Origin of the sequence: Oceaniradius stylonematis (genome assembly GCF_965223445.1) — a bacterium.
Lineage (GTDB): Bacteria > Pseudomonadota > Alphaproteobacteria > Rhizobiales > Rhizobiaceae > Roseitalea > Roseitalea stylonematis.
The window spans coordinates 3,543,008-3,567,344 of record NZ_OZ244994.1 but is presented as its reverse complement, the minus strand read 5'-3'; the positions used below and the strand labels follow the sequence as shown (position 1 = coordinate 3,567,344).

The 24,337-nt window shown below is 63.6% G+C and carries 20 protein-coding genes, 1 tRNA gene and 1 pseudogene; 4 read left to right on the top strand and 18 right to left on the bottom strand.

Annotation, left to right across the window (positions count from 1 at the left end; translation table 11 throughout):
- Positions 1 to 15: 15 nt before the first annotated feature.
- The 8 genes from ACOQOU_RS17595 to rpsL all read right to left on the bottom strand — a co-directional run bounded on the left by ACOQOU_RS17595 (position 16) and on the right by rpsL (position 6,359).
- Positions 16 to 309, bottom strand: a complete 294-nt coding sequence (locus ACOQOU_RS17595; protein ID WP_109768021.1) for a 50S ribosomal protein L23 — start codon at positions 307 to 309, stop codon at positions 16 to 18.
- Entirely contained in the window at positions 306 to 926 is a 621-nt protein-coding gene (gene rplD / locus ACOQOU_RS17590) for a 50S ribosomal protein L4 (protein ID WP_109768022.1), read from the bottom strand. Before rplD ends, ACOQOU_RS17595 begins: the two co-directional genes overlap by 4 nt.
- Positions 926 to 1,642 (bottom strand): 50S ribosomal protein L3, encoded by a 717-nt coding sequence (rplC, locus tag ACOQOU_RS17585; RefSeq protein WP_109768023.1) that lies wholly within the window; start codon positions 1,640 to 1,642, stop codon positions 926 to 928. The genes rplD and rplC overlap by 1 nt, the downstream gene beginning before the upstream one ends.
- 34 nt (positions 1,643 to 1,676) lie before the next feature.
- Positions 1,677 to 1,985, bottom strand: coding sequence for a 30S ribosomal protein S10 (gene rpsJ / locus ACOQOU_RS17580; protein ID WP_026481640.1), 309 nt, complete (start codon positions 1,983 to 1,985; stop codon positions 1,677 to 1,679).
- A 71-nt stretch (positions 1,986 to 2,056) separates the two neighbouring features.
- The gene (gene tuf, locus ACOQOU_RS17575) at positions 2,057 to 3,232 is read right to left on the bottom strand and encodes an elongation factor Tu (RefSeq protein ID WP_306051289.1); all 1,176 of its coding nucleotides are present in this window, start codon (positions 3,230 to 3,232) and stop codon (positions 2,057 to 2,059) included.
- Positions 3,233 to 3,303: 71 nt separating this feature from the next.
- The gene (gene fusA, locus ACOQOU_RS17570) at positions 3,304 to 5,394 is read right to left on the bottom strand and encodes an elongation factor G (protein WP_109769366.1); all 2,091 of its coding nucleotides are present in this window, start codon (positions 5,392 to 5,394) and stop codon (positions 3,304 to 3,306) included.
- 31 nt (positions 5,395 to 5,425) lie between these two features.
- Complete coding sequence (gene rpsG, locus ACOQOU_RS17565; RefSeq protein WP_109769367.1) at positions 5,426 to 5,896, bottom strand: 30S ribosomal protein S7; 471 nt, start codon at positions 5,894 to 5,896, stop codon at positions 5,426 to 5,428.
- A gap of 91 nt (positions 5,897 to 5,987) precedes the next feature.
- Positions 5,988 to 6,359, bottom strand: coding sequence for a 30S ribosomal protein S12 (gene rpsL, locus ACOQOU_RS17560; RefSeq protein WP_109769368.1), 372 nt, complete (start codon positions 6,357 to 6,359; stop codon positions 5,988 to 5,990).
- A 389-nt stretch (positions 6,360 to 6,748) separates the two neighbouring features.
- On the opposite strand from rpsL, the pseudogene ACOQOU_RS17555 reads away from it, so the two are divergent.
- The 4 genes and pseudogenes from ACOQOU_RS17555 to ACOQOU_RS17540 form a co-directional block, all read left to right on the top strand.
- Positions 6,749 to 7,030, top strand: a pseudogene (locus tag ACOQOU_RS17555) (transcriptional regulator); the annotation flags it as partial.
- Between the two features lie 156 nt (positions 7,031 to 7,186).
- A complete protein-coding gene (locus ACOQOU_RS17550) occupies positions 7,187 to 7,846 on the top strand; it encodes a hypothetical protein (protein ID WP_109769369.1) in 660 nt (219 codons plus the stop codon).
- A 2-nt stretch (positions 7,847 to 7,848) separates the two neighbouring features.
- Positions 7,849 to 8,268 carry a membrane protein insertion efficiency factor YidD gene (gene yidD / locus ACOQOU_RS17545; RefSeq protein ID WP_109769370.1) on the top strand — a complete coding sequence of 140 codons (420 nt, stop codon included), beginning with the start codon at positions 7,849 to 7,851 and terminating at the stop codon, positions 8,266 to 8,268.
- A 157-nt stretch (positions 8,269 to 8,425) separates the two neighbouring features.
- Positions 8,426 to 9,502, top strand: coding sequence for an NAD(P)-dependent alcohol dehydrogenase (locus ACOQOU_RS17540; RefSeq protein ID WP_306026576.1), 1,077 nt, complete (start codon positions 8,426 to 8,428; stop codon positions 9,500 to 9,502).
- An 87-nt stretch (positions 9,503 to 9,589) separates the two neighbouring features.
- On the opposite strand, the gene rpoC is transcribed toward ACOQOU_RS17540, so the two are convergent.
- The 10 genes from rpoC to ACOQOU_RS17490 form a co-directional block, all read right to left on the bottom strand.
- On the bottom strand, positions 9,590 to 13,801 hold the full coding sequence (gene rpoC, locus ACOQOU_RS17535; RefSeq protein ID WP_306026575.1) for a DNA-directed RNA polymerase subunit beta': 4,212 nt from the start codon (positions 13,799 to 13,801) through the stop codon (positions 9,590 to 9,592).
- 109 nt (positions 13,802 to 13,910) lie between these two features.
- Positions 13,911 to 18,053: a DNA-directed RNA polymerase subunit beta gene (rpoB, locus tag ACOQOU_RS17530; protein ID WP_109769373.1), complete on the bottom strand. Its 4,143-nt coding sequence runs from the start codon at positions 18,051 to 18,053 to the stop codon at positions 13,911 to 13,913.
- Between the two features lie 337 nt (positions 18,054 to 18,390).
- Positions 18,391 to 18,771, bottom strand: a complete 381-nt coding sequence (rplL, locus tag ACOQOU_RS17525; protein WP_109769375.1) for a 50S ribosomal protein L7/L12 — start codon at positions 18,769 to 18,771, stop codon at positions 18,391 to 18,393.
- Between the two features lie 60 nt (positions 18,772 to 18,831).
- Entirely contained in the window at positions 18,832 to 19,350 is a 519-nt protein-coding gene (rplJ, locus tag ACOQOU_RS17520) for a 50S ribosomal protein L10 (RefSeq protein ID WP_109769376.1), read from the bottom strand.
- Positions 19,351 to 19,688: 338 nt separating this feature from the next.
- On the bottom strand, positions 19,689 to 20,390 hold the full coding sequence (gene rplA / locus ACOQOU_RS17515; RefSeq protein WP_109769377.1) for a 50S ribosomal protein L1: 702 nt from the start codon (positions 20,388 to 20,390) through the stop codon (positions 19,689 to 19,691).
- 2 nt (positions 20,391 to 20,392) lie between these two features.
- Positions 20,393 to 20,821, bottom strand: coding sequence for a 50S ribosomal protein L11 (gene rplK / locus ACOQOU_RS17510; RefSeq protein ID WP_109769378.1), 429 nt, complete (start codon positions 20,819 to 20,821; stop codon positions 20,393 to 20,395).
- A 149-nt stretch (positions 20,822 to 20,970) separates the two neighbouring features.
- Entirely contained in the window at positions 20,971 to 21,501 is a 531-nt protein-coding gene (nusG, locus tag ACOQOU_RS17505; RefSeq protein WP_306026579.1) for a transcription termination/antitermination protein NusG, read from the bottom strand.
- 34 nt (positions 21,502 to 21,535) lie between these two features.
- Positions 21,536 to 21,733 (bottom strand): preprotein translocase subunit SecE, encoded by a 198-nt coding sequence (gene secE, locus ACOQOU_RS17500; protein WP_109769379.1) that lies wholly within the window; start codon positions 21,731 to 21,733, stop codon positions 21,536 to 21,538.
- Positions 21,734 to 21,992: 259 nt separating this feature from the next.
- Positions 21,993 to 22,068 (bottom strand) — tRNA-Trp (locus ACOQOU_RS17495).
- A gap of 120 nt (positions 22,069 to 22,188) precedes the next feature.
- A complete protein-coding gene (locus ACOQOU_RS17490; RefSeq protein WP_306026574.1) occupies positions 22,189 to 24,213 on the bottom strand; it encodes an OmpA family protein in 2,025 nt (674 codons plus the stop codon).
- Positions 24,214 to 24,337 lie beyond the last annotated feature (124 nt).

Sequence of the window (24,337 nt, the reverse complement as noted above, 5' to 3'; positions counted from 1 at the left end):
TACTCCCGGACCGGCTTAAAGGCCCGTTGCGACGTCGATCGACTGGCCTTCGGCCAGCGTCACAATCGCCTTTTTCACATCGGACTGACGCCCCTTGATGCCGCGGAACCGCTTTTGCTTGCCCTTGCGGACCAGCGTGTTGACGGCCTTGACCTTGACCGAGAAAAGCGCCTCGATGGCGGCCTTTATCTCGGGCTTGGAGGCATCGCGCGCCACGTTGAAGACAACCTGGTTGTTGTCGGAGACGAGCGTCGATTTTTCCGTGATCACCGGCGAGACGATCACGTCGTAATGGCGGAGATCGGTCATTGGAAACGCTCCTCGAGGGCCGCAACGGCATCCTTGGAGAGGACCAGCGTGTTGCGGCGCAAAATGTCATAGACGTTGATGCCCACGACCGGCAGCACATCGACATTGGCGATGTTGGCTGCGGCCTTCCTGAAGCCGTCTTCCAGTTCAGCGCCGCCGATGACCAGAGCGTTGGACAGGCCCAGATCGGCCAGCTGCTTGGCCAGAACCTTGGTCTTGCCGTCCTTGGCCGCCAGTTCGTCGACGATGATCAGACCGCCATCCCTGGCCTTGGTCGACAGTGCGTGGCGCAGAGCCAGCGCACGGACCTTCTTGGGCAGGCCGATGGCGTGATCGCGGCTGACCGGACCATGCGCCTTGCCGCCGCCGCGGAACTGCGGCGCGGACGCGGCATGGTGCCGGGCGCGGCCGGTGCCCTTCTGGCGGTACATCTTGGCGCCGGTGCGGGCAATGTCCGAGCGGCCCTTGGTCTGGTGTGTGCCGGCGCGCTTCTTGGCGAGCTGGTACTGCACCATGCGCTGCAGGATGTCGGCGCGCGGCTCGAGGCCGAACACATCGTCCTTGAGCGTGATCTTGCCGGCGGATTTGCCGGCCAGCGTGGTGACTGCGAGTTCCATTATTCGGCTCCCTCTTGTGCGGGGGCTTCGGCAGCGGCGGCTGCGGCGCGCAGGGCGGCCGGCATCGGCGCTTCGGACGGAACGGGCTGCTTGACGGCGTCGCGGACGAGGATCCATGCGCCCTTGGAGCCGGGGATCGCGCCCTTGACCAGGATCAGGCCGCGCTCATCGTCGGTGGAGACGATTTCGAGGTTCTGCGTGGTCACGCGGGTCGCGCCCATGTGGCCGGCCATCTTCTTGCCCTTGAACACCTTGCCGGGGTCCTGGCACTGGCCGGTCGAGCCGTGCGAACGGTGCGAGATCGAGTTGCCGTGCGTGGCGCGGCCGCCACCGAAATTGTGGCGCTTCATGACACCGGCAAAGCCCTTGCCCTGGCTGGTGCCCGTCACGTCGACCTTCTGGCCCGGCACGAAATGGCTGGCGACCAGTTCGGCACCCACATCGAGCATGTTGTCGGCGCTGACGCGGAATTCGGCCAGCTTGCGCTTGGGCTCGACGGAGGCCTTGGCGAAATGGCCGCGCATCGCCTTGGACACGTTTTTCGGCTTGGCGAAACCGACGCCAAGCTGCACGGCATCATAGCCGTGCTGATCGTTCGTGCGCTGGGCCACCACCTGGCAGTTCTCCAGCCGCAGCACCGTCACCGGCAGGTTGACGCCCTCGTCCGTGTAGACGCGCGTCATGCCCAGCTTCTGTGCAATCACTCCTGAACGCATGGGTTCATTCCTTCTTACGTTCGCCTGCCGCGCCTTACAGCTTGATCTCGACGTCGACACCGGCGGCCAGATCGAGCTTCATCAGCGCATCGACCGTCTGCGGGGTCGGATCGACAATGTCCAAAAGACGCTTGTGCGTGCGCATCTCGAACTGTTCGCGGCTCTTCTTGTCGATGTGCGGCGACCGGTTGACGGTGAATTTCTCGATCCGGGTCGGCAGCGGCACGGGTCCGCGGACGCCGGCACCGGTGCGCTTGGCGGTCGACACGATCTCGCGGGTCGACGCATCGAGCACGCGGTGGTCAAACGCCTTGAGGCGGATGCGAATGTTCTGGCCGTTCATGGGACGGGTTCCTCATTCAAATCAAAGAGCGCGGCATGTCGCTGCCGCGCCCCGAAGGTCGTTGGCCGGCGTTACTCGATGATCTTTGCGACGATGCCGGCGCCGACGGTGCGGCCGCCTTCGCGGATGGCAAAGCGCAGGCGCTCTTCCATCGCGATCGGCGTGATCAGCTCGACATTCATCTCCGCATTGTCGCCCGGCATCACCATCTCGGTGCCGTCGGGAAGCGTCACTTCGCCGGTCACGTCGGTGGTGCGGAAGTAGAACTGCGGACGGTACTTGTTGAAGAACGGCGTGTGGCGGCCGCCCTCTTCCTTGGTCAGGATGTAGGCCTCGGCCAAAAACTTCTTGTGCGGCTTGACCGAACCGGGCTTGCACAGAACCTGGCCGCGCTCGACGCCCTCGCGATCCACACCGCGCAGCAGCGCGCCGATATTGTCGCCCGCCTCGCCGCGGTCGAGCAGCTTGCGGAACATCTCGACGCCCGTGCAGGTCGTCTTGGTGGTGTCGCGAATGCCGACGATCTCGATCTCGTCGCCCACATTGATCACGCCACGCTCGACACGGCCGGTCACAACCGTGCCGCGGCCCGAGATCGAGAACACGTCCTCGATCGGCATCAGGAAGGGCTGGTCGATCGGGCGGTCCGGCGTCGGAATGGCTTCATCGACGGCGGCCATCAGTTCGCGGATCGCATCCTCGCCCTTGGCCTTGTCGCCATCCTCGAGCGCCACAAGCGCCGAACCCTTGACCACCGGAATGTCGTCGCCGGGGAAGTCGTAGGAGGACAGAAGCTCGCGCACTTCCATCTCGACCAGCTCCAAGAGCTCCTCGTCGTCGACCTGGTCGACCTTGTTGAGGAACACCACGATCGCCGGCACGCCGACCTGGCGGGCCAGCAGAATGTGCTCGCGGGTCTGCGGCATCGGGCCGTCGGCGGCCGACACCACCAGGATCGCGCCGTCCATCTGCGCAGCGCCCGTGATCATGTTCTTCACATAGTCGGCGTGGCCGGGGCAGTCGACATGGGCATAGTGGCGCGCATCGGTCTCATATTCGACATGCGCGGTCGAAATGGTGATGCCGCGCGCCTTTTCCTCGGGCGCAGCGTCGATCTGGTCATAGGCCTTGAAGTCGCCAAAATACTTCGTGATCGCCGCCGTCAGCGACGTCTTGCCATGGTCAACGTGACCAATCGTGCCAATGTTCACGTGCGGCTTGTTGCGCTCAAACTTTTCCTTGGCCATTTTCTACTCCATCTGCGCCCCGAAGGGCCTGTAGCTGTCTTTGTTCACGCCGGCATGCCGGCCGATTGCGATCAGGCGAATTTCGCCTGGATTTCCTGGGCCACGGCCTGCGGCACGGGCTCGTAATGGTCGAAATGCATGGTGTACTGCGCCCGTCCCTGGCTCATCGAGCGCAGCGAGTTGACGTAGCCGAACATGTTGGCGAGCGGCACCATGGCGCTGATCACCGTATCGACGCCGCGCGTCTCGGTGCCGGCGATCTGGCCGCGCCGCGAGTTCAGGTCGCCGATCACGTCGCCCATATAATCCTCGGGGGTGACGACCTCGACCTTCATGATCGGCTCGAGCAGCTGGGCGCCGGCCTTCTGGGCGCCTTCGCGGAATGCCGCGCGGGCGGCGATCTCGAAGGCCAGGACCGAGGAGTCGACGTCGTGATAGGCGCCGTCCATCAGCGTTGCCTTGACGCCGAGCATCGGGAAGCCGGCGACCGGACCGGAGTCCATGACCGACTGGATGCCCTTCTCGACGCCCGGAATGTATTCCTTGGGCACGTTGCCGCCGACGATCTTGCTTTCGAACGCGAAATCCTCGCCCTCTTCGTTCGGCTCGAAGACGATCTTGACGCGCGCGAACTGGCCTGAGCCGCCCGACTGTTTCTTGTGGGTGTAGTCGATCTCGGCCTGGCGGGTGATGGTCTCACGATAGGCCACCTGCGGCGCGCCGATATTGGCCTCGACCTTGAACTCGCGCTTCATGCGGTCGACGATGATGTCCAGGTGCAACTCGCCCATGCCCGAAATGATGGTCTGGCCGCTTTCCTCGTCGGACTTGACGCGGAAGGAGGGATCCTCGGCGGCGAGACGGTTCAGCGCCAGGCCCATCTTCTCCTGGTCGCCCTTGGTCTTGGGCTCGACGGCGATCGAGATCACCGGTTCGGGGAATTCCATGCGCTCCAGGATCACCGGCTTGAGCGGATCGCAGAGCGTGTCGCCGGTGGTGGTTTCCTTCAGGCCCGCAATCGCGACGATATCGCCGGCGAACGCTTCCTTGATGTCCTCGCGGCTGTTGGAATGCATCTGCAGCATGCGGCCGATGCGCTCGCGCTTGCCCTTGACCGTGTTCATCAGCGACACGCCGGTTTCCAACTTGCCCGAATAGATGCGGCAGAAGGTGAGCGAGCCGACGAACGGGTCGTTCATGATCTTGAATGCCAGCATGGAGAGCGGCTCGTCGTCGGACGATTTGCGCACGGTCTCCTCTTCGGTCTTGGCATCGATGCCCTTGATGGCCGGCACTTCCAGAGGGCTCGGCAGGAAATCGACCACCGCATCAAGAAGCGGCTGTACGCCCTTGTTCTTGAAGGCCGAGCCGCAGAAGACCGGGAAAAACTGCACGGCACACGTGCCCTTGCGGATCAGGCTGCGGATCGTGTCATTGTCCGGCTCGTTGCCTTCCAGATACGCTTCCATCGCATCGTCGTCCATCTCGACGACGGTCTCGATCAGCTTCTCGCGGAACTCCTGCGCGCGGTCGGCAAGGTCGGCGGGGATATCGACGATATCCCATTCTGCACCCAGGTTCTCGGACTTCCAGACCAGCGCCTTCATTTCGATCAGGTCGACGACGCCGGCAAAGTCGTTCTCGGCGCCGATCGGCAGCTGCATGACGACCGGCTGGGCGCCCAGGCGCTCCCTGATCATCTCGACCGAGCGATAGAAGTCGGCGCCGATCTTGTCCATCTTGTTGACGAAGACCATGCGCGGGACGTTGTACTTGTTGGCCTGGCGCCAGACGGTCTCGGTCTGCGGCTCCACACCGGCATTGGCGTCCAGCAGCGCGATGGCACCGTCCAGCACGCGCAGCGAACGCTCGACCTCGATCGTGAAATCGACGTGTCCGGGCGTGTCGATGATGTTGAAGCGGCGCTTCTTGCCGTCGCGGCCTTCCCAGAAAGTGGTGGTCGCAGCCGACGTGATCGTGATGCCGCGCTCCTGCTCCTGCTCCATCCAGTCCATGGTCGCGGCGCCGTCATGCACTTCACCGATCTTGTGCGACTTGCCCGTGTAGAACAGGATGCGCTCGGTGGTCGTGGTCTTGCCGGCGTCGATATGCGCCATGATACCGAAGTTGCGGTAGTCTTTGAGTTCGTATTCGCGGGCCATGGGAGGGAGCCTTGTTCCGTAGAGCGGGGTGTTACCAGCGATAGTGCGAGAAGGCGCGGTTGGCTTCGGCCATCTTGTGCGTGTCTTCACGCTTCTTGACGGCCGTTCCGCGGTTGTTGGCGGCGTCCATGAGTTCGCCCGACAGGCGATCGACCATGGTGGTTTCGTTGCGCTTGCGGGCCGCCGCGATCATCCAGCGGATCGCCAGCGCCTGACGGCGCTCGGGGCGCACATCGACCGGCACCTGATAGGTGGCGCCGCCGACACGGCGCGAGCGCACTTCGACGGCAGGCGCGACATTCTCAAGCGCGGCGTGGAAAACCTCGACCGGCTCCTGGCTGGTCTTTTCGGCAATGTTGTCGAACGCGCCGTAGACGATCCGCTCGGCGACGGACTTCTTGCCGTCGAACATGATGGCGTTCATGAACTTGGAAACCACCAGATCGCCGAATTTGGGATCGGGGTTGATTTCACGTTTTTCTGCTCTGTGGCGACGGGACATTTCGGTGTCTCAATCTTGTCGGTACAATTCGGTCTGTTGACTGGACCCCGGATCGTCGCTGCCGCTTCGTCCGGGGTAACCTTCGTTCAGATCACTTCGGACGCTTGGCGCCGTATTTCGAGCGGCGCTGCTTGCGGTTCTTGACGCCTTGCGTGTCGAGCACGCCGCGCAGGATGTGATACCGCACGCCCGGCAAATCCTTGACGCGGCCGCCGCGGATCATGACCACCGAGTGCTCCTGCAAATTGTGGCCTTCACCCGGAATGTAGCCGATGACCTCAAAGCCATTGGTCAGGCGCACCTTGGCGACCTTGCGCAGCGCCGAGTTCGGCTTTTTGGGCGTCGTCGTATAGACGCGCGTGCACACGCCGCGCTTTTGCGGGTTGGCCTGCAGGGCCGGAACCTTGTTGCGCTTGACCGGAGCCGTGCGGGGCTTTCGGATCAACTGGTTGACTGTGGGCATCAAGCCGTCCTTCTTCGTCCATCGCGCTTGCGCGCTCGCATTTCGATCATCCGTGCAAACAGAGAAGGGCAATCCCGCTCTTTGCGGATTGCCCGTGCGATACAGAGGAAGCGGAACGCTTCGTGTGTTCGGTTCGGTTTGCGCCGTATGATGAGCCGTGTTTGGAGCGTTATGTCTGGCGCAAGCAAGCGCCGACGCCGATGCTCCACATCGACTCGTTGGCCGCTATGTACTGTCGGTCCCGCCCCGCGTCAACAGGCCCGGCCCCGGTTTTTGGCGATTTTTGCCTCTGTTGGCGCCATTGGGTGCGCATGGGCTTTACCGCGCGGCGGCAGCCATGCGAGGACGAAGGCGATCGCCCTGCCCCAATCCAGCATGAAGGCCGTCCGATGGCAGACACACCGACCGACATGGAGGCCGAGGCCGCCGTCTACATTCTCATCGGCCGCGTCTGGCTCGACAAGAACGAGCCGGAGATACAGGTGCACATCCTGCTGACGGCGCCCGACGACGACACGGCCATCCGCGAGGCGCTCAATGCGCTGGCCGAGGACGGCTATGAAGAGGCCGAGTTCGACCAGATCGGAACGCTGACCGGCATGCCGGACGAAGAGCCGCACGCTTCGGCCTATCAGGGCGCAACCGAAGGGGAAGTGGCGATCGTCACCTTCGTCGACGAGAACGCGCCCTGGACCGACGCGCCCGACGATGACGGCGAGGATGCGGACAATGTCCACCCGTTCGAAGCGCTCAAGGGGTGGAAGGGGGACGCCTAGACAAGCAAACTCAATCGGATAGCATTCATACGGGTTTGGCGGGGGGGCATCATGTCAGGCGAGAAGACGGGCGTTATCGAATATTCGAAGCTGAAGTCGATCAAGTTGAAATCCGGCTTCATATTCAAACGGCGCCGCGATCCGTCCGAAGATCTCGATGCCGAGATCAGACATTTCTGTTCGGAACAGCGCCCGCGCTTCAACTCGATCGTCGCGTCCACCTTCGATCTCCCCGACGACGGTTTCACCAAGTTCGAGTTCATCTGGACGCCCAAGCGGGCGCGCATCGTCTCCGGCGGATCGGACTATATCGACACGACGAAGGTGGCCTTCCGCTCGGAGGCCGACATCACGCTTTTGTATCTGAAGGAACGCTCGCTGATCCTGTTCAACACCAAGTACCGTTTTGCCGTCACCGAACCGGGCTGCGGCGGCAACGGTACGATCTTCCATACCGGCGGAACCAATTTCACGCTCGAGGAAATCTATTTCAACAAGATCACGACGGTCGGCGCCTATCACAATGAGGAAATCTTCAAGGTCGTCAGTCCGGGCTGCGGCGGCGGAACCGAGACCAATTACACGGTGATGAAGGATGGCTTTGTGATCCGCGCGGGCGAATCTTTCCGCATCGTGGCATCGGAAGATGCCACCGACGAGTTGCGGGACGCCCGGCAGCTGATCAACCAGAAGATATCGACGTCGAACTGACGATGATGGCGCTCGGGGCCGTGGCGGCGTGCTACGCGCTCGTCGTCCTGGCCACGATTTCCTATCGGGCGTGGGTGCTGACATCGTCCGGCACCCGCGCGATGGCCTATAGCCGACTGAGCGTGCGCTGGGCCTGGGACTCCGATCTTGTCGAGTTCCACGACGTTCAACTGACGGCCGCAGATCGCTATTGGATCGCCAAACCACACAAGCTCGTGCCGATCTTCGGGATCGTCACTTATCAGTGCGCCACGCGTCTGGTTCCGGGCCGCTTTCGCTGCCCACAGGAGCCGAACTGCTCCAACTACGCCATCGGCTTGATCCGCCGACATCCGATCTTCACGGCCCTTCGCCGCGCCAGCCGACGCGTGCGCGCATGCGGTGCGCATTCCGGCGGTCCGCACTTTGCCGACGACGACTGATCGCCGCGCCGACCCATCCCGCTCTTGCGGTCGGGACGCGTCTTGCCGGTTCGACGAACGCTCTGATCGAAGTCAATGCAGCCAAACCGATCTTGGTTTCTGATTGCAGAGCCGGCGCCAACTGCGCCCGCCATGTTCGTTTTCAGGGGAGGAGCCAATGAGCAGCATGATGAAGGCGGCCATATTCATTGAACCGGGGCGGATCGAACTGGACGAAAAGCCTGTTCCCGATGTTGGGCCGAACGATGCGCTGATCAGGACGACCACGACGACGATTTGCGGCACCGACGTGCATATCCTGAAGGGCGAATACCCGGTCGCCAAGGGGCTGACGATCGGCCATGAACCGGTCGGCATCATCGAGAAGCTGGGCTCCAATGTGGAGGGTTACACCGAGGGCCAGCGCGTCATCGCCGGCGCGATCTGCCCGTCGGGTCATTCCTATGCCTGTCTTGACGGGCTGCATTCGCAGGACGGCCAGTGCGGCAAGCATGGCCTGAAGCCGCTCGGCGGCTGGCGGTTCGGCAACACGATCGACGGGACCCAGGCCGAATATGTGCTGGTGCCCGATGCGATGGCCAACCTGTCTCCGGTGCCGGATCTTCTGACCGACGAACAGGTGCTGATGTGTCCGGATATCATGTCGACCGGTTTTGCCGGCGCCGAAAGCGGCCAGATCCGGATCGGCGATACGGTCGCGGTCTTCGCGCAAGGTCCGATCGGGCTGTGCGCCACCGCCGGCGCCAAGCTGAAGGGCGCAACGAACATCATCGTCGTCGACCAGGTCCCCGCGCGGCTGGAGATCGCCAGGAAGATGGGCGCCGACCATGTCATCGATTTCAGCAAGGTCGATCCTGTCGCCGAGATCATGCGGATCACCGACGATCGCGGCGTGGACGTATCGATCGAGGCGCTCGGTCTTCAGGAAACCTTCGAGGCCTGCCTGCGCGTGCTCAAGCCGGGCGGTACGCTGTCGAGCCTGGGCGTCTACTCGACCGATCTGACGCTGCCGCTGGATGCATTCGGCGCGGGGCTCGGCGACAACAAGATCGTCACCTCGCTTTGCCCCGGCGGCAAGGAGCGCATGCGCCGGCTGATGAACGTCATCGAAAGCGGCCGCGTCGATCTGGAGCCCCTGGTGACGCACCGCTACAAGCTCGATGACATCGTGGAAGCCTATGATCTGTTCGCCAACCAGCGCGACGGCGTGCTGAAGATCGCCATTACGCCATAGCCCCCCGCACGACGGGACAAGCGGCCATGAAAAAGCCGGGGCATCGCTGCCCCGGCTCTGTCATTCGATGATGGACCACGCCCTGCCCTACTCGGCGGCCGGCGCTTCCTCGCCTTCGCGCATGTCGGCGAGCATCGCATCGGCAGCTTCCGCATCGGCCTGCTTGCGGCGCTCTTCGAGGATCAGATCGTCGCGCGCGGTGGCGATGCGGCGGATCTCGTTCATCGCGCCACCGGTGCCCGCCGGAATCAGGCGGCCGACGATGACGTTTTCCTTCAGGCCCTGCAGCGTGTCGATCTTGCCGGCGATCGAGGCCTCGGTCAGCACCTTGGTGGTCTCCTGGAAGGAAGCCGCCGAGATGAAGGACGGTGTCTGCAGCGACGCCTTGGTGATGCCGAGCAGAACGGGATCGCCGCTGGCGGGCTGCTTGCCTTCCTCGACCAGCCGTTCATTGACGTCTTCGAGCTCGATCCGGTCGACGCTGTCGCCGGCGATATAGCCCGAATCGCCAGGCTCGGTGATCTCGACCTTCTGCAGCATCTGGCGGACGATCACCTCGATGTGCTTGTCGTTGATCACCACGCCCTGCAGCCGGTAGACCTCCTGGATTTCGTTGACGAGGTAGGAGGCGAGCGCCTCCACCCCGCGCACGGCCAGGATGTCGTGCGGTGCCGGGTTGCCGTCGAGGATGTAGTCGCCCTTCTCGATCGGGTCGCCATCCTGCAGGTGGAAGGGCCGCGACTTCGGAATGAGATATTCCGCGGGCTCGACGCCTTCCTCGGCCGGCTCGATCGAGATGCGGCGCTTGTTCTTGTAGTCGCGCCCGAAGCGGATCGTGCCGTCGATTTCGGCGATGACCGCGTGATCCTTGGGACGGCGCGCCTCGAACAGTTCGGCCACCCGCGGCAGACCGCCGGTGATGTCCTTGGTCTTGGCGCTTTCCATCGGAATACGCGCGATCACGTCGCCCGGCTTGACCTTGGCGCCCGGCTCGACCGACAGGACCGCATCGACCGAGAGCAGGAACTTGGCGTCGCCGCCGCGCGCCAGCTTGGCCACTTCGCCATCCTTGCCCAGGATCGCCAGCGCCGGCTTGAGGTCGGCGCCGCGCGGGTTGGACCGCCAGTCGATCACCTCGCGCTTGGTGATGCCGGTGTTCTCGTCGGCGGACTCCTGCATCGAAATGCCGTCGACCAGGTCCTCGAACGAAACGGTGCCCTCGACCTCGGTCATGATGGGACGGGTATAGGGGTCCCATTCGGCGAGGCGCTGTCCGCGCTTGATCCGGTCGCCGTCATCGACCATCAGCTTGGAGCCGTAGGTCAGCTTGTGCGTCGCCCGCTCCTCGCCCTTCTCGTCCTTGATGATGACGGCCATGTTGCGTCCCATGGCGATCAGATTGCCGTTGGAATCGCGCACGATGTTGCGGTTCTTGATCTCGACCACGCCGTCATAGGACGCCTCGACGAACGAAGTGTCGACCACCTGCGCCGTGCCGCCCATGTGGAAGGTCCGCATGGTGAGCTGGGTGCCCGGCTCGCCGATCGACTGGGCCGCGATCACGCCGACCGCCTCGCCATGGTTGACGGGCGTTCCGCGCGCCAGATCGCGGCCATAGCAGACCGCGCACACGCCGGACTGCATCTCGCAGGTCAGCGCCGAGCGGATCTTGATCGCCTGGATACCGGCTGCCTCGATGGCGTCGACATCGGGCTCGGAGACCATCGAACCGGCCTTCACCAGCACCTCGTCGGTCTTCAGGTTGACGACATCTTCCAGCACCGTACGGCCCAGCACACGCTGTCCGAGCGTTGCCACCACCTGACCGGCGTCGACGATGGGCGTCATGGTCAGGCCCTTGTCGGTGCCGCAATCGTCGGCGGTGATGATGCAGTCCTGCGCGACATCGACCAGACGACGCGTCAGATAGCCCGAGTTCGCAGTCTTCAGGGCGGTGTCGGCCAGACCCTTGCGGGCACCGTGGGTCGAGTTGAAGTACTCGTTCACGGTCAGGCCTTCCTTGAAGTTGGAGATGATCGGCGTCTCGATGATCTCGCCCGACGGTTTCGCCATCAGGCCGCGCATGCCGGCGAGCTGCTTCATCTGGCGGGTGGAGCCGCGCGCGCCGGACCGGGCCATCATGTAGATGGAGTTCATCTGCTTCTGGCGGCCGCTCTCCTCGAACTGCACCGCCTGAATGCCGGCCATCGTCTCTTCGGTGAGACGATCGTCGCAGCGCGCCCAGGCGTCGACCACCTTGTTGTACTTCTCGCCGAAGGTGATCAGGCCGTCATTGTACTGCTGTTCGTACTCCTTGACGATCTTGTCGGTCTCCTCGACGATCTTGGCCTTGCTCTCGGGGATGACCATGTCGTCCTTGCCGAACGAGATGCCGGCGGTGCAGGCGTGCTTGAAGCCGAGCGCCATGATGCGGTCGGCGAAGATCACCGTCTCCTTCTGGCCGCAGTGGCGATAGACCACGTCGATCATCTTGGAGATGTTCTTCTTGGTCATCTCGGTGTTGCAGATGTCGAACGGCACCTTGACGTTCTTGGGCAGCAATTCGCCGATGATCATCCGGCCCGGCGTGGTCTCGTGCAGTTCCCACACATCGTTGCCGTCCGCATCGACCGTCTTGAAGCGGCCCTTGATCTTGGTGTGCAGCGTCACGACCTTGTTTTCGAGGGCATGGTGCAACTCGCCCATGTCGGCGAACACCATCCCCTCGCCCGGCTCTTTCTCGGCGACGATCGAAAGGTAGTAAAGACCCAGCACCATGTCCTGCGAGGGCACGATGATCGGCTGGCCGTTGGCCGGGTGCAGGATGTTGTTGGTCGACATCATCAGGACGCGCGCTTCCAGCTGCGCTTCCAGCGACAGCGGGACGTGAACGGCCATCTGGTCGCCGTCGAAGTCGGCGTTGAAGGCGGTGCAGACCAGCGGGTGAAGCTGGATCGCCTTGCCCTCGATGAGGACCGGCTCGAACGCCTGGATGCCAAGCCGGTGCAGCGTCGGCGCGCGGTTGAGCAGCACGGGATGCTCGCGGATCACTTCATCCAGGATGTCCCAGACTTCCGGCTTTTCCTTCTCGACCAGCTTCTTGGCCTGCTTGACGGTGGACGAATAGCCCTTGGCGTCGAGGCGCGCATAGATGAACGGCTTGAACAGTTCGAGCGCCATCTTCTTGGGCAGGCCGCACTGGTGCAGCTTGAGTTCCGGACCGGTCACGATGACCGAACGGCCGGAATAATCGACGCGCTTGCCCAGAAGGTTCTGGCGGAACCGGCCCTGCTTGCCCTTGAGCATGTCGCTGAGCGACTTCAGCGGACGCTTGTTGGCGCCGGTGATGACGCGGCCGCGGCGGCCATTGTCGAACAGCGCATCGACCGATTCCTGCAGCATACGCTTTTCGTTGCGGATGATGATGCCCGGCGCGCGCAGTTCCATCAGCCGCTTGAGACGGTTGTTGCGGTTGATCACGCGGCGATAGAGATCGTTGAGGTCCGACGTCGCGAAGCGGCCGCCATCGAGCGGCACCAGCGGACGCAGGTCCGGCGGGATCACCGGAATGGTCTTCATGATCATCCATTCGGGACGGTTGCCCGAATCGATGAAGTTCTCGACCACCTTGAGCCGTTTCATCAGCTTCTTGGTCTTGAGTTCGGACGAGGTGGCATCGAGTTCCTCGCGCAGATCGACCGCGGTCTTGGGCAGGTCGATCGAGGCCAAAAGCTCCTGGATCGCCTCGGCGCCGATCATGGCGGTGAACTGGTCCTCGCCAAATTCCTCGGCGGCCATCATATACTCTTCCTCGCTCAGGAGCTGCTGCTCCTGGAGCGTGGTCAGGCCGGGCTCGGTGACGATGTAGTTCTCGAAGTAAAGAACCCGCTCGATGTCCTTGAGCGTCATGTCGAGCAGCGTCGCGATGCGGCTCGGCAGCGACTTGAGGAACCAGATATGGGCGACGGGCGCGGCCAGTTCGATATGGCCCATGCGCTCGCGGCGCACGCGCGACAGCGTGACCTCGACACCGCATTTCTCGCAGATGATGCCCTTGTACTTCATCCGCTTGTACTTGCCGCACAGGCACTCATAGTCCTTGATCGGACCGAAGATGCGCGCGCAGAACAGGCCGTCACGCTCGGGCTTGAACGTGCGGTAGTTGATCGTTTCGGGCTTTTTGATCTCGCCGAACGACCAGGACAGGATCTTTTCCGGGCTCGCGATCGAGATCCGGATGGAGTCGAAATTCTGTGAAGTGGCCTGAGGATTGAAGAGATTGGCGATCTCTTGGTTCATGCCGGTCTCCTTTGCGGGCTGACGCCCTTTCAGTGTGGTGGCAGGTCAGCCACCGGAATGTCGCGAAAGGCGGCGGCCGGCGCTGGCGCCGGCCACGCATGTTTCGGGTCTATTCGGCCGCGTCGGGCAGCGCTTCCTGGGTGTCGTCGGCCACGGGACGGGTCGAGGACAGCTCCACGTTCAGGCCCAGCGAGCGCATTTCCTTGACGAGCACGTTGAAGCTCTCGGGAATGCCCGCCTCGAACGTGTCGTCGCCGCGCACGATGGCCTCGTAGACCTTGGTGCGGCCGGCCACGTCGTCCGACTTGACGGTCAGCATCTCCTGCAGCGTGTAGGCGGCGCCATAGGCTTCCAGCGCCCAGACCTCCATCTCGCCGAAGCGCTGGCCGCCGAACTGCGCCTTGCCGCCCAGCGGCTGCTGGGTGACGAGCGAGTACGGGCCGATCGAGCGGGCGTGGATCTTGTCGTCGACAAGGTGATGGAGTTTGAGCATGTAGATGTAGCCCACCGTCACCTGCCGGTCGAACGCTTCGCCCGTGCGGCCGTCATAAAGGGTCGACTGACCGCTGTCCTCAAGCCCCGCCTTTTCCAGCATGGCGTTGATCTCGGGCTCGATCGCCCCGTCGAAGACCGGGGTCGCGATCGTCACGCCGTTGGCGAACTGCTCGCCGACCTTGAGCACGCTTTCATCGTCCATCTTGCGCACCGGCTCGTTCCGGTTGTTGTCCGGAATGATGTCTTCGAGCGTCGCGCGCAGCGGCTTGATGTCGCCCGCCTCGCGGTAGGCTTCCAGCATCTCGCCGATCTTCCGGCCCATGCCGGCGCAGGCCCAGCCCAGATGGGTTTCCAGGATCTGGCCGACATTCATGCGCGACGGCACGCCGAGCGGGTTCAGCACGATATCGACATGCTGGCCGTCTTCGAGGAACGGCATGTCCTCGTTGGGCAGGATGCGCGAGACGACACCCTTGTTGCCGTGGCGGCCGGCCATCTTGTCGCCGGGCTGGATCTTGCGCTTGACGGCGACGAAGACCTTGACGGTCTTCATCACGCCCGGAGGCATCTCGTCGCCGCGCTGGACCTTTTCGACCTTGTCCATGAAGCGCTGCTCGAGCTGCTTCTTGGTCTCGTCATACTGGTTGCGCAGCTGCTCCAGACCGTCCTGGCGCTTCTCGTCGGCAACCGCGAACTGCCACCAGTTGGACCGCGGATAGCTGTCCAGAACCTGCTGGTCGATCTTGGTGCCTTTCTTGAAGCCCTTGGGCCCGGCGATCGCCTCATTGCCCGTGAGCATGTCGGCGAGGCGGCCATAGGTGTTGCGGTCGAGGATCGACTGCTCGTCGTCGCGGTCTTTTGCGAGACGTTCGATCTCCTCGCGCTCGATCGCCATGGCGCGCTCGTCCTTTTCGACGCCGTGACGATTGAAGACGCGCACCTCGACGACCGTGCCGAAGCCGCCAGGCGGCATCCGCATGGACGTGTCGCGCACGTCGGACGCCTTTTCGCCGAAGATGGCGCGCAGCAGCTTTTCTTCCGGCGTCATCGGGCTTTCGCCCTTCGGCGTGATCTTGCCGACGAGGATGTCGCCGGGGCCGACTTCGGCGCCGATATAGACGATGCCGGCTTCGTCGAGGTTCTTGAGCGCCTCTTCCGACACGTTCGGAATGTCGCGCGTGATCTCCTCGGGGCCGAGCTTGGTGTCGCGGGCGTTGACCTCATACTCCTCGAGGTGGATCGAGGTGAAGACGTCATCGCGCACGACGCGCTCGGACAGAAGGATCGAATCCTCGTAGTTGTAGCCGTTCCAGGGCATGAACGCGACGAGCACGTTGCGGCCCAGCGCCAGATCGCCCAGGTCCGTCGAGGGACCGTCGGCGATGATATCGCCCTTTTCGATCCGGTCGCCGACCTTCACCAGCGGGCGCTGGTTGATACAGGTCGACTGGTTGGAGCGCTGGAACTTCTGCAGCCGGTAGATGTCGACGCCCGGCTCGCCCGGATCGAGCTCTTCCGTTGCGCGGATGACGATGCGCATCGCATCGACCTGGTCGACGATGCCCGAACGGCGCGCCGCAATGGCGGCACCCGAATCGCGGGCAACGATCGCCTCCATGCCGGTGCCGACATAGGGCGCTTCGGCGCGCACCAGCGGCACCGCCTGACGCTGCATGTTCGAGCCCATCAGGGCGCGGTTGGCATCGTCGTTCTCGAGGAACGGGATCAGCGCGGCGGCGACCGACACGAGCTGCTTGGGCGAAACGTCCATCAGATCGACCGTTTCGCGCGGCGTCATCATCACGTCGCCGGCATGGCGGACGATGACGAATTCGCTCGTCAGTTCGCCATTGTCGCCGATCTCGGCATTGGCCTGGGCAACGTGGTGCTTGGCCTCTTCCATGGCCGACAGATAGACGACCTCGTCGGTCACCTTGCCTTCGACAACCTTGCGGTACGGGCTTTCGATGAAGCCGTACTTGTTGACGCGGGCGAAGGTGGCCAGCGAATTGATCAGGCCGATGTTCGGGCCTTCGGGCGTCTCGATCGGGCAGATCCGGCCATAGTGGGTCGGGTGCACGTCGCGCACTTCAAAGCCCGCGCGCTCGCGGGTCAGACCGCCCGGCCCCAGAGCCGACAGGCGACGCTTGTGGGTGATCTCGGAAAGCGGGTTGGTCTGGTCCATGAACTGCGAAAGCTGCGAGGAACCGAAGAATTCGCGGACGGCGGCGGCCGCCGGCTTGGCGTTGATCAGGTCCTGCGGCATCACGGTGTCGATGTCGATCGAGGACATGCGTTCCTTGATCGCCCGCTCCATGCGCAAAAGGCCGACGCGATACTGGTTTTCCATCAGTTCGCCGACCGAGCGCACGCGCCGGTTGCCCAGATTGTCGATGTCGTCGACTTCGCCATTGCCGTCGCGAAGCTGCAGCAGCGTGCGCACGACCTCGACGATGTCTTCCTTGCGCACGGTGCGCACGGTGTCCTCGGCATCGAGGCCGAGACGCATGTTCATCTTGACGCGGCCGACTGCCGACAGATCGTAGCGTTCGGAATCGAAGAACAGCGACTGGAACATGGCTTCCGCCGTTTCCATGGTCGGCGGCTCGCCCGGACGCATGACGCGGTAGATGTCGAACAGCGCGTCCTGGCGCGTCTCGTTCTTGTCGACGGCCAGCGTTGAGCGGATGTAGGGGCCGACATTGACGTGGTCGATGTCGAGCACCGGGAAGCTGGTCTGGCCGCTCTCGATGAGCACGGCAAGCGTCTTCTCGTCGATCTCGTCGCCGGCTTCGAGGTAGATCTCGCCGGTTTCGGGATTGACGATGTCCTCGGCCAGATAGGAGCCGTACAGCTCCTCATCGGTCGCCTTGAGCGCCTTGATGCCCTTTTCGGCGAGCTGCTTGACGGTGCGCGCTGTCACCTTCTTGCCGGCTTCGACGACGACCTCGCCCGAATCCGCATCGATCAGGTCGACGGCGGGCTTGGTGCCTTTCAGGCTGTCGGCGTTGAACGGAATGCGCCAGGCTTCGCCGTCGCGCTCATAGGTGACGAAGTCGTAGTAGGTCGACAGGATTTCCTCGGCATCCATGCCGAGCGCCATCAGCAGCGAGGTGACCGGGATCTTGCGGCGCCGGTCGATGCGCGCATGCACGACATCCTTGGCATCGAACTCGATATCGAGCCACGATCCGCGATAGGGGATGACGCGGGCGGCGAACAGAAGCTTGCCCGACGAGTGGGTCTTGCCCTTGTCGTGATCGAAGAAGACGCCAGGCGAGCGGTGCATCTGCGAGACGATCACGCGCTCGGTGCCGTTGACGATGAAGGTGCCGTTGGACGTCATCAGCGGCATTTCGCCCATATAGACGTCCTGCTCCTTGATGTCCTTGACCGACTTGGCGCCGGTGTCCTCGTCGATATCGAAGACGATCAGGCGCAGCGTCACCTTGAGCGGCGCCGAATAGGTCAGGTCGCGCTGGCGGCATTCCTCGACGTCGAACTTGGGCGCCTCATAGTCGTAGCGCACGAAATCGAGCTGTGCGGTACCGGCAAAATCCTTGATCGGGAAAACCGACTTGAAGGCAGCCTGCAGGCCTTCGTCCGGACGCCCGCCCTCGGGCTCATCCATCATCAGGAACTGATCGTAGGAGGCCTTCTGCACCTCGATCAGGTTGGGCATCTCGGCGACGTCGGGAATGTCACCGAAGAACTTGCGTACGCGTCTACGACCGTTGAAAGTCATGGTCTGAGCCATTGCCGCTCCTCGTCTTCTCGCCCGGGCCGGGCGGTCAGGGTCCATGCCGGGCAGTCACCACACCGCGCCCGGCCAATCGGTTGGCAGAAGACCCATGCGCCCGGTCCTCCAGCCTGAAGCCGCCTTGCTGATCCGGGGATCGATCAAAGCAGCTCGATTTCCTTGTCTTCGCGCTCTCGAACCGCGAAACCGGTTCCCGGTTTCGCCGAGAGCGCTCTGAAACGGTTAAAACCCGTTTCCGGAAACCTGTCCGACAGGCTTCGGGAAAAGGGTTCACGCACTCCAGACAAGGCAAGGTGCGGGCGCGCCGAAACGCGCCCGCGCAAGCCTTGAACGCTTACTTCATCGCCGCCTTGGCGCCGGCTTCTTCAAGCTTCTTGACGATTTCCTCGGCTTCGCCCTTGGAAATGCCTTCCTTGACCGGCTTGGGAGCGCCCTCGACCAGGTCCTTGGCTTCTTTCAGGCCCAGACCGGTAATCGTGCGGACTTCCTTGATGACGTTGATCTTCTTGTCGCCGGCGGCTTCCAGGATGACGTCGAATTCATCCTTTTCCTCGACCGGAGCGGCTTCGGCGGCACCGGCGCCGCCAGCGGCTGCAACGGCAACCGGAGCGGCGGCGGAAACGCCCCACTTCTCTTCGAGCATCTTGGAAAGCTCGGCGGCTTCCATGACGGTCAGCGACGACAGGTCTTCTGCGATTTTGGCGAGATCAGCCATTTTTCATCTTCCTTCGGATTTTGGTTCGAACAATCGGTGTTGACGGTTTGAAAGACAGCCTCACGCTGCCTCGTCCTTCCGGGCATAGGCCCCGAACACGCGGGCGAGCTGTGCCGCCGGCGCGCTGGTGACCTGGGCGATGCGCGATGCCGGCGTCTGGATCATGCCGACCAGCTTCGCACGCAGCTCGTCGAGCGAGGGCAGTTCGGCCAGAGCCTTCACGCCATTCGCATCGAGAACCGTGGCGCCAAGCGAACCGCCCAGGACGACGAGCTTGTCGTTGCCCTTGGCAAAAGCGCTTGCCACCTTGGGAGCCGTTACCGGATCTTCGGCATAGGCAATCAGCGTCTGACCCGAAAAAAGGTCCGACATGCCTTCGGCTTCCGTGCCCTGAAGAGCGATTTTTGCAAGGCGGTTCTTCGCAACCTTCACGGTTCCGCCCGCATTGCGCATCTGGGTGCGAAAATCACCCATCTCCGCGACGGTCAGACCCGTGTAGTGGGCCACCACCACCGAACCGGACTGTTTGAAGACCGAGTTCAGCTGGGTGACGAATTCGCGTTTTTCCGCTCTTTCCACTTCGTCTCTCCGTTTAGCGATGAACGGCGCATGCGCCCTCACCGCGGTTTGCCTTTGCCGCCTCCGGAACGGATCCCGAAAGCGACGCTCGAGGATCCTGTCCCCTTACGCCGACGCGAACAGGCCGCGCGCGGCACAAGGCAATACGGTTCGAACCTTCATCCGCCCACTCGGGGCCTTTGAACGCTCTTACCCGTCTCATGCAGGCCCATATCGAATTAAGGCGAGCCGCCTGCAATCTCGGACAGGGACCGGTTTCCCGGCCATCCACGCCCCTGTCGGGGCATGGAATTCTTCTGGTGAGCCGGCGTGTTAGCCGCGCTGGCTCACAATTGGATTCACTCGGCGGCCGAAAGGCTCGCCGGATCGACCTTGACGCCCGCGCCCATGGTCGAGGAAATCGCCACGCGCTTGACATAGGTGCCCTTGGCGCCGGACGGCTTGGCCTTCTGCACCGCATCGGCAAACGCACGCACATTTTCGGCGATCGCCTTTTCGTCGAACGAGGCCTTGCCGACACCGGCATGGACGATGCCGGCCTTTTCGACACGGAACTCGACGGCACCGCCCTTGGAGGCCTTCACCGCTGCGGCAACATCCGGGGTCACGGTGCCGACCTTGGGGTTCGGCATCAGGCCGCGCGGGCCGAGTACCTTGCCGAGGCGGCCGACCAGCGGCATCATGTCGGGCGTTGCGATGCAGCGGTCGAACTCGATCTGACCGCCCTGCACCGCTTCCACCAGTTCCTCGGCGCCGACAATGTCGGCACCGGCGGCCTTGGCTTCCTCGGCCTTGTCGCCGCGTGCGAACACGGCCACCTTGACCGAACGGCCGGTGCCGTTGGGCAGGTTGACGACCCCGCGAACCATCTGGTCGGCGTGGCGCGGATCGACACCGAGGTTCATGGCGACTTCGATGGTCTCGTCGAACTTGGCCGTGGCGCGCTCCTTGACCTTGCCCACGGCTTCTTCGAGCGGCAGGATCGCGTTGGCGTCGAGGCCCTCACGCAGGGCCTTGGTGCGTTTTCCGAGCTTTGCCATGATCAGCCCTCCACCTTCAGGCCCATCGCGCGGGCGGAGCCCTCGATCTGGCGCATGGCCGCTTCGATATCGGCGGCGTTGAGATCCTTCATCTTGGTCTCGGCGATTTCCTTGACCTTGTCGCGGCTGATCGTTCCGGCGCTGACCTTGCCCGGCTCCTTGGAGCCCGACTTGAGGTTGGCGGCCTTTTTGAGAAGGTACGATGCCGGCGGGGTCTTGGTTTTGAACGTGAACGACTTGTCCTGATAGTAGGTGATGGTCGTCGGGATCGGCGCGTTCTTTTCCATCTCCTGCGTGGCGGCATTGAACGCCTTGCAGAATTCCATGATGTTGATGCCACGCTGACCGAGCGCCGGCCCGATGGGCGGCGACGGGTTGGCGGCACCGGCGGGGACCTGCAACTTGAGCAGACCTGCAACTTTCTTGGCCATTGATGTCGTCTTTCATTTCCAGGCCGGCGTCACCCGGCGGTTGAGACGTTGGCGGTCCGACCGATGACACCCGGCTCAGGTGCCCCGCATCTCCCGCCTTTTCGGCCAGCCCCCGGGAACCCGATGGTCCCGCAAACCAGCTATCCGGATCAGCCCTTTTCGACCATTCCGAATTCCAGATCGACCGGGGTGGCCCGGCCGAAAATCGAAACTTCCACCTTCAGGCGCGAGCGTTCCTCGTCGACTTCCTGAACGATGCCGTTGAACGAGGCGAAAGAGCCTTCGGTCACGCGCACGCTCTCGCCGACCTCGAACGACACGGACGGCTTGGGGTGATCGACACCCTCCTGGATCTGGCCCAGGATCTGCTCGGCCTCCTTGTCGGAGATCGGCACGGGCTTCTGATCCGAGCCCAGAAAGCCGGTTACTTTCGGCGTGTTCTTGATCAGGTGGTAGACATCGTCGGTGAGCTGCGCGCGCACCATCACATAGCCGGGGAAGAACTTGCGTTCGGCATCGACCTTGCGGCCCTTGCGGATCTCGATGACCTTCTCGACAGGCACCAGGATCTGCTCGAACTTTTCCCAAAGGCCCTTGGCCTTGGCGTTCTCCTCGATCGCTTCGGCCACCTTCTTTTCGAAGTTGGAGTAGGCGTGAACAATGTACCAGCGCGCCGTCATCAGCGTCGGAACCACCCGTGTTCGTGTGTCGTTGTTATCGTGCCGGACCGAAGATCAGATCGAACACCCAGGAGTAGATCTGATCGACGGTGAAGAAGAACAGGGCGGCGATCACCACCATGATCAGCACCATGATCGTCGAGATCAGGGTTTCGCGCCGCGACGGCCAAGTCACCTTGGCTGTTTCCGCGCGCACCTGCTGGATAAAGGTGAACGGATTGGTCCGTGCCATGCCTTAAGTCCGGTCCGATGCGGCGATTGCGCCCGCGCCGCATTCCCTTGCTCTGTCACGGGCGCCTTGTCCGACGAACGCAAGAAACACGCGCTGCCGATGTGAGGACCCGTATTGTTTGTGAAAGCGCATCCCGCCCGCAAGGGCAATACCAGCGCGAGGCTGCATCTAGCGGCGATTCGAGGCGAGATCAAGGGCTGCGGGCAAAAAAGTCAGCCGCGACGAAGGCCGCCGGGCGGATTGCCGCCCGCGGTGACGATGGCAGGGGCACACGGGCTCGAACCGTGGACCTTCGGTTTTGGAGACCGACGCTCTACCAACTGAGCTATACCCCTTGACGTGACCGGTCTGATAATCGCGGTTGGTCGGCAGCGCAAGTGGCATCTTGCGCAACCTTCCACCCGGACCGGCGGGCCGGCATGGCGGCGCGCGGACGCACCGCCGCGCAGAACCGTTTACTGGGCTCCCGCCCTGCGGATCAACGGCGTGATGCGGCGGACCGCCGCGCGCCGGTTTTCGGCCACATCGCCTTCTCTCGCCACCTTGAGGTAGCGCTCGCCATAGCCCTGGGTGATCATGTTCTCCGGCGGCACGTCGAAATATTCGGTCAGGGCCAGCGCGACGCTTTCCGCTCTCCGGTCCGACAGCGCCAGATTGTAGGCCGCTCCTCCCACCGTATCGGTATGGCCCTCGATCAGGAAAATCTCGTCCGGGTCGTCGGCGATCAGATCGGCCATGGCACGGCCGAGCGCTGTCAGCTCCCGCGCCTCGGAAGGCGGAATGGCCGCCGAACCTGTCTCGAAATTGATGGCATCGAGATCGATGCGCGGCATCAATTGACGCAGTTCGCGCAGATCGCGCACCTGCTGCAGCGAAAACGTCCGGTCGATGACCGGCTCGTCTTCGGCGAACACCTGGCGCACCGCGTTCGGATCGACCGCATCCCGGTACTCGATCACGACCGGACGCCGGGACGGCAGCGGGATCGACGCCAGATCGACGGGCTGCGCGTCGCGCTCATCGATCAGAACGATCCGTTGGCCGTCGGGAAAGACCCGCGCGCGGTACAGTATGACGCCATCGGCTGCCCGAACGGTGACGATTCGCTCGCCATTTTCGCGGATCACGACCGTGCGGGTGCTGCCGTCATCAAAGGTGCGGGTCCGCACCTGCGTGCCCGGCCGGCGCAGCAACTGGTTCTCGTCTCGCAACACGACCAGTTCACCGTCGCGCTCGATGACGACGCGATCGCCGCGCCGTTCGACGACCCGGTCGGCATCGTCGATCAGCATGCCGATGGCAACGCCGGCGCCGACGCCCAGGATCGTGCGCAGCAGTTCGTCCGTGCTTTGATCGACGGTCTCCGGCGCGGCGTCCTGATCGCTGGTCCGCGCGGTTTGCTCGGTCACGGTCTGGGTCTGGACATCGGCGTCCGTTTCCGCCGCGCCGGATGCCCCGGCGTCGGGTTCGGTCGCCTGCAGCGCTTCGGAGGCCATCTGGGACTGGCGGCGTTCGGCACGGCGTTCCGCCCGGGCGGCTTCATCGACCGGGTTTGCCTCGGCGTCCGCTGCCGCGGCCGGCGACGCATCGGCGCCGGTTTCGGTTTCGGCGGGTGCATCTTCGGCAAGCGCATCGTCGGCTTGCGTCGTTTCGGTCTGTTCGGCGCCTGGCTCGGTCTCAATGACCGCATCTGCCTCGCTCTCCGCCTGCACCGGTGCGGCCGCGTCATCACCGGGCGTTTCGCCGGCGGCTTCCTCCATCGCCGCATCCAACGCGTCCGAGGCGGCCGGCGTTTCCGTTTCGGGCACGGCGCCGACTTGCGGCTCCATCCCGGCTGCGGCATCGCTTGGCGTTTCGGTCTCGCTTTCGACGATAGTTTCAGTGGCCGGAGCGGGTACGGCGTCCTCGACGATTTCCTGCCCGGCTGCTTCACCGTCCTCTACCGCTTCCATCGCCTGATCGAGCTCGTCAGTGGGGGGCACCTGGGCCGCCGGCGTCTCGGCATCGGTTTGGGCGCTCGTTTCGGTCTGGATTGGCGCTTCGGCGTCCGGCTCGGCGACCGCCTCTTCAATGGCCTGCTCGCCATCGGTTGCGGCGGCATCCGCCTGTGTCTCGGCCTGGGGAACCGGATCGACGGCCACATCCGCGGCGGGCTCTTCGACCTGCACCGCCGCCTCGCCTTCGGTCTCAGCCGGCACCTCCGCAGCGGGCGACTCCCCGGCCTGGGCTTGCCCGCCAAGCGCGGCGCGCACGCGCTGCTCGGCCTCGGACGGTTCGACGCCGGTGACGTCGGCGACGATCTGCGCGGCCGCACCGACTTCGGCCTCCGTGGCGGGCGGACAATTGTCCCGCTCCTCGATGACGCAATCGGCCAGCGACCTGGCGGCGTCCTGCTGCGCGTGCGCAGTGCCGGCCATGCCGCCTCCGATCATCGTGCACAAGCCGATCGCGGTCGTCGCCTTCATCCATCGTTTTGTCATTGGTGTCGTCTCCGTTGGTCGCCCTTCAGGAGACCAACGGGTGGCAAGCGCCTATGTTCCCGCACCATCGCCTGGCGGCGATCACGAATGACGAAGCCCGGTTACGTGCGACGACGGCACTTGC

What these genes read in the sequence shown, in the direction of transcription:
- ACOQOU_RS17595 (WP_109768021.1), bottom strand. Translation starts at nt 309, where the DNA reads ATGACCGATCTCCGCCATTACGACGTGATCGTCTCGCCGGTGATCACG.
- rplD (WP_109768022.1), bottom strand. Translation starts at nt 926, where the DNA reads ATGGAACTCGCAGTCACCACGCTGGCCGGCAAATCCGCCGGCAAGATC.
- rplC (WP_109768023.1), bottom strand. Translation starts at nt 1,642, where the DNA reads ATGCGTTCAGGAGTGATTGCACAGAAGCTGGGCATGACGCGCGTCTAC.
- rpsJ (WP_026481640.1), bottom strand. Translation starts at nt 1,985, where the DNA reads ATGAACGGCCAGAACATTCGCATCCGCCTCAAGGCGTTTGACCACCGC.
- tuf (WP_306051289.1), bottom strand. Translation starts at nt 3,232, where the DNA reads ATGGCCAAGGAAAAGTTTGAGCGCAACAAGCCGCACGTGAACATTGGC.
- fusA (WP_109769366.1), bottom strand. Translation starts at nt 5,394, where the DNA reads ATGGCCCGCGAATACGAACTCAAAGACTACCGCAACTTCGGTATCATG.
- rpsG (WP_109769367.1), bottom strand. Translation starts at nt 5,896, where the DNA reads ATGTCCCGTCGCCACAGAGCAGAAAAACGTGAAATCAACCCCGATCCC.
- rpsL (WP_109769368.1), bottom strand. Translation starts at nt 6,359, where the DNA reads ATGCCCACAGTCAACCAGTTGATCCGAAAGCCCCGCACGGCTCCGGTC.
- ACOQOU_RS17550 (WP_109769369.1), top strand. Translation starts at nt 7,187, where the DNA reads ATGTCAGGCGAGAAGACGGGCGTTATCGAATATTCGAAGCTGAAGTCG.
- yidD (WP_109769370.1), top strand. Translation starts at nt 7,849, where the DNA reads ATGATGGCGCTCGGGGCCGTGGCGGCGTGCTACGCGCTCGTCGTCCTG.
- ACOQOU_RS17540 (WP_306026576.1), top strand. Translation starts at nt 8,426, where the DNA reads ATGAGCAGCATGATGAAGGCGGCCATATTCATTGAACCGGGGCGGATC.
- rpoC (WP_306026575.1), bottom strand. Translation starts at nt 13,801, where the DNA reads ATGAACCAAGAGATCGCCAATCTCTTCAATCCTCAGGCCACTTCACAG.
- rpoB (WP_109769373.1), bottom strand. Translation starts at nt 18,053, where the DNA reads ATGGCTCAGACCATGACTTTCAACGGTCGTAGACGCGTACGCAAGTTC.
- rplL (WP_109769375.1), bottom strand. Translation starts at nt 18,771, where the DNA reads ATGGCTGATCTCGCCAAAATCGCAGAAGACCTGTCGTCGCTGACCGTC.
- rplA (WP_109769377.1), bottom strand. Translation starts at nt 20,390, where the DNA reads ATGGCAAAGCTCGGAAAACGCACCAAGGCCCTGCGTGAGGGCCTCGAC.
- rplK (WP_109769378.1), bottom strand. Translation starts at nt 20,821, where the DNA reads ATGGCCAAGAAAGTTGCAGGTCTGCTCAAGTTGCAGGTCCCCGCCGGT.
- nusG (WP_306026579.1), bottom strand. Translation starts at nt 21,501, where the DNA reads ATGACGGCGCGCTGGTACATTGTTCACGCCTACTCCAACTTCGAAAAG.
- secE (WP_109769379.1), bottom strand. Translation starts at nt 21,733, where the DNA reads ATGGCACGGACCAATCCGTTCACCTTTATCCAGCAGGTGCGCGCGGAA.
- ACOQOU_RS17490 (WP_306026574.1), bottom strand. Translation starts at nt 24,213, where the DNA reads ATGACAAAACGATGGATGAAGGCGACGACCGCGATCGGCTTGTGCACG.